Source organism: Pseudomonas sp. FSL R10-1339 (genome assembly GCF_009600545.1).
Classification (GTDB): domain Bacteria; phylum Pseudomonadota; class Gammaproteobacteria; order Pseudomonadales; family Pseudomonadaceae; genus Aquipseudomonas; species Aquipseudomonas bubulae.
In genome coordinates this window covers 1-3,298 of record NZ_WIVQ01000176.1, presented here as the reverse complement: position 1 = coordinate 3,298, position 3,298 = coordinate 1, and the positions used below count along the sequence as shown (strand labels likewise).

Sequence of the window (3,298 nt, the reverse complement as noted above, 5' to 3'; positions counted from 1 at the left end):
TACGTGGCATACAGCCTCCATAAAGGGACAGATTTGCGGTCATAAAGGGACAGATTTGCGGTCATAAAGGGACAGATTTGCGGTCATAAAGGGACAGATTTGCGGTATTAAGGGACTTGTATTAAATAGTCCTTTTTATGCTATGGTGGATCTCCCCACGAGGACTACTGATGGCTGAGAAAAGCGAAGTTGTTGTCAAATCTAACCGGCTTGTCGAAGCTAGCTACCGGCTCAACCTGGTCGAACAACAAATCATCCTGTTTGCCATCAGTCGTAGTCGCGACGAACAGCTGGGCCTTTCGCCAGATAAGCCAGTCACGATTGCAGCGAGCGATTTCGCTCAGGCATTCGGGACCAACGAAACCAAGGTTTACGGACAACTTAAAGAAGCGATGGGCGACCTGTTCGACCGCTCGGTGACGATCTATGACACCGATCCGGACACCGGTAAGGACCGTACTGTCACAACCCGATGGATCAGCGACAAGGCTTACATCGACGGAACAGGCCGAATTCAGTTGACGTTCGCCCCTCGGGTGATCCCCTACATCACACGTCTCGAGTCCGAGTTCACGTCATACCGTTTGGAGAAAATCAGTGGCATGTCGAGCGTTCACGCTGTACGGCTCTACGAGCTACTGGTGCAGTACCTCACAATCGGAAAACGCGAGTTGGCACTCGCTAATCTGCGCGAAAGTCTCGGCCTTACCAACGAATACAAGGCAATTAAGGACTTTAAAAAGCGAGTCCTAGATACAGCCGTGGCACAAATCAACGAATACAGCGATATTCGTGTGAGCTACACACAGCGCAAGACCGGACGCACCGTCACCCATCTGATCTTTGCCATCAAACCAGAACCAACATCCGTGCCGGTGAAGCAAAAGCTTGGCAAGCTGACAGACGCTGAGGTTGCCAAACGCGCTCGTCCTGGTGAGAGCTGGGAAGCAGCACATGCCAGACTCAACCAGATCACCTTGGCACTGGCTGAATGACTGGATTGATGTACGTGGGTCGGACTGGGTTTAGATCGTCACCGTCGAGACTAATCGGCCAGTCCGGCCAGTAGATCGGAAAAAGACTTGGCAGGCCCGGGTAATTTTGGCTTTCCCGGGGTTGGCGCTTTTTCAGGTTGAGGCTCAGGGTTGTGCTCAATAAGGCGTTGCTCAGCATTATCAAGGCGTAGCTTCTCGATCTCTTGCCGCAATGGCTCCACCGCTTCAGCGACGGCCTTTGCCACCGCCCTGGCGATGATCTCCCCGAGGTCGCCAGTCACTGTGACGCCGTGTGACATTTCCACTGTGACGCTCTGTGACGCTGGCTCGAAAGCACCGTACACACGCAGTAACTCCGCGGTGTCGATATAGCGACGTCCATCGGACTCTAAGCCATATGATATACGGCCTTCGGTCATTGCCCGGTATATGGACCGGCGCGTTCTGCCGATCAGTGACGCGGCTTCATCTATGGTGTGACGCATGGTGCTCTACCGTCATATGACGCGTCACACTCTTTAGCCTGGCTGGTCATAGGCTCAGCTCGCTGTGTGATCCGAGTCGCACAAGCTGCAAGCGCTCATCGTCGGGCTTGCAGTAGATCAGCAGCCAATCCGGTTTGATATGGCAATCCCGATGGTCTTTCCAGTTACCAGTCAGAGCATGATCCCGATGTTTTTCCGGCAGCGGTTTGTCATTCATCAGGGCAGTGACAATCTTGATGAACAGGCCGCCCGGCTCCAAGTCAGCTCGATGCGGCCCCTTGGCCTCTCGCTTAAAATCTCGCTTGAACTGACTGGTTCTCTCAATCGTCCGCATGCAAATCCGCCATCAGATCATCAATGGTGGCGAACTTTTGCAGCTTTCCGCGCCGGGCTTCTTTCATCGCGGCAACGGTTTTGGCGTTGGGCACCAACGGCTCGAATGGCAGCGCCTTTTCCTGCGCTATACGGGTCATCATCATGCGGAAAGCATCGCTAACCGTTAAGCCCATTGTCGCAAGTACTGCAGCGGCTTCTTCTTTGATGTGCTCATCGATACGAGCACGAACGACAGCATTTGTGGACATGGGTAGTCCTCCTATATTGGGCCACAGTGTAGCTCAATATAAGGGTCGCGCATGGTTTTGTGCCGTCACGTGACGCGTCACTGCGTTCTTGCAGTCACGGATAAACTGACCCCCAGCACGTGTAGCACTTTCATCAAGCGATAAAGGTCCGGATCGCCATGGGTACCAAAGAGCTGCTCCAGATCTGCCACGGTGATCCCGGTCAGACTCGCCATTTTGGCCGCCCCAAATGCGCTGATAGCCACACCTATGGAGGCCACAATATGAGCGGCATGGCCGGTCGCTAAAGCATCCGCAATAAACACGGCCCTGGTTTCTGGATTGGTTAACGCCGCCCCTGGATCGTAGATCGATGGCTTTTTTTGCACCCTTTCCGCCTCTCTTTACACCAGCTCTATACCCGTTTTGCACCTGGTCTGCACCCACCCTGCACCCACCCTGCACCTCTTTTGCACCTTACCTGCCATCGACTGGCCACGGTCTTCGACCTGAATGATTTTTACGCCCTTTGAAGAGCCAGATTTTCCCCCTTAACAGGGTCAAAATCTCAATACACATCACGCACCTCAGTGCGATGGAAAAAACCTTTATTTTTCAAAAATTTATTAAAAACTAATAATTCTTTGACGCTATACAGTTGTGATACAAAACAAATGATTTAGCCCACAAAACCTGGAGAATTTTGTATAGCACTTGTTATACAACTGGTGCCCAAATGGCCAAGTAACCATTTCGCGCCCGCGAAACTTTCCATTGAGCCGCAGGCGAATGGACAAGCTGTGAAGTGGGCCGGTAGGCCTACTTCACCTATCTTGCCCGCCTATTCAGCCGACTTAATCCGTTGCGCCTGCTGTTCTTTTTCCGTTCTCGTGCCTTTTTCTACCGTTCTTTTGGGGTTGTTTTGCATACGCTCAGCCGTTGTTTAAGGGGACGGTAGAGAAAACGGACAAAATCGTACGCTAAGCATGCGGCCTGTCAGGTTGAGGCCATAGAGTTTGACGTTTAGGCGTCAGATAATGCAGAAAGCGGCCCTAGTCTGACGCGATGCCAGTGAGCTGACTGACGCCCAGTTGAGGTGTACTTCAACTGGACGCGACAGCGGGTTACGTTGGTTTCAGCGGTAAACTTCTCGACGGTTGCCAAGCTGTACAACCAGTATCCGTAAGGCGCCGTCCTGTATCTCGCAGATTACCCTGAAGTCTCCTACGCGATACCGCCACAGGCCACCCAATGG

General features: G+C 52.6%; 6 protein-coding genes. 1 reads left to right on the top strand and 5 read right to left on the bottom strand.

The features are described 5' to 3' along the window. The first annotated feature begins 170 nt into the window (after positions 1–170). On the top strand, positions 171–995 hold the full coding sequence (gene repM, locus GHO03_RS23945) for a replication initiation protein RepM (protein WP_024265234.1): 825 nt from the start codon (positions 171–173) through the stop codon (positions 993–995). A 50-nt stretch (positions 996–1,045) separates the two neighbouring features. Here the strand turns inward: repM and GHO03_RS23940 are convergent, their stop codons facing one another. The 5 genes from GHO03_RS23940 to GHO03_RS23920 all read right to left on the bottom strand — a co-directional run bounded on the left by GHO03_RS23940 (position 1,046) and on the right by GHO03_RS23920 (position 3,295). After that, positions 1,046–1,480, bottom strand: coding sequence for a hypothetical protein (locus GHO03_RS23940; RefSeq protein WP_024265235.1), 435 nt, complete (start codon positions 1,478–1,480; stop codon positions 1,046–1,048). A 46-nt stretch (positions 1,481–1,526) separates the two neighbouring features. Further along, a complete protein-coding gene (locus GHO03_RS23935) occupies positions 1,527–1,814 on the bottom strand; it encodes a type II toxin-antitoxin system YafQ family toxin (RefSeq protein ID WP_024265236.1) in 288 nt (95 codons plus the stop codon). Beyond that, positions 1,801–2,064, bottom strand: a complete 264-nt coding sequence (locus GHO03_RS23930; protein WP_024265237.1) for a type II toxin-antitoxin system RelB/DinJ family antitoxin — start codon at positions 2,062–2,064, stop codon at positions 1,801–1,803. Before GHO03_RS23930 ends, GHO03_RS23935 begins: the two co-directional genes overlap by 14 nt. A gap of 77 nt (positions 2,065–2,141) precedes the next feature. Further along, complete coding sequence (locus GHO03_RS23925; protein WP_024265238.1) at positions 2,142–2,432, bottom strand: DNA-binding protein; 291 nt, start codon at positions 2,430–2,432, stop codon at positions 2,142–2,144. A 746-nt stretch (positions 2,433–3,178) separates the two neighbouring features. Next, a complete protein-coding gene (locus tag GHO03_RS23920; protein WP_256668768.1) occupies positions 3,179–3,295 on the bottom strand; it encodes a type II toxin-antitoxin system RelE/ParE family toxin in 117 nt (38 codons plus the stop codon). Between the last annotated feature and the right edge of the window lie 3 nt (positions 3,296–3,298).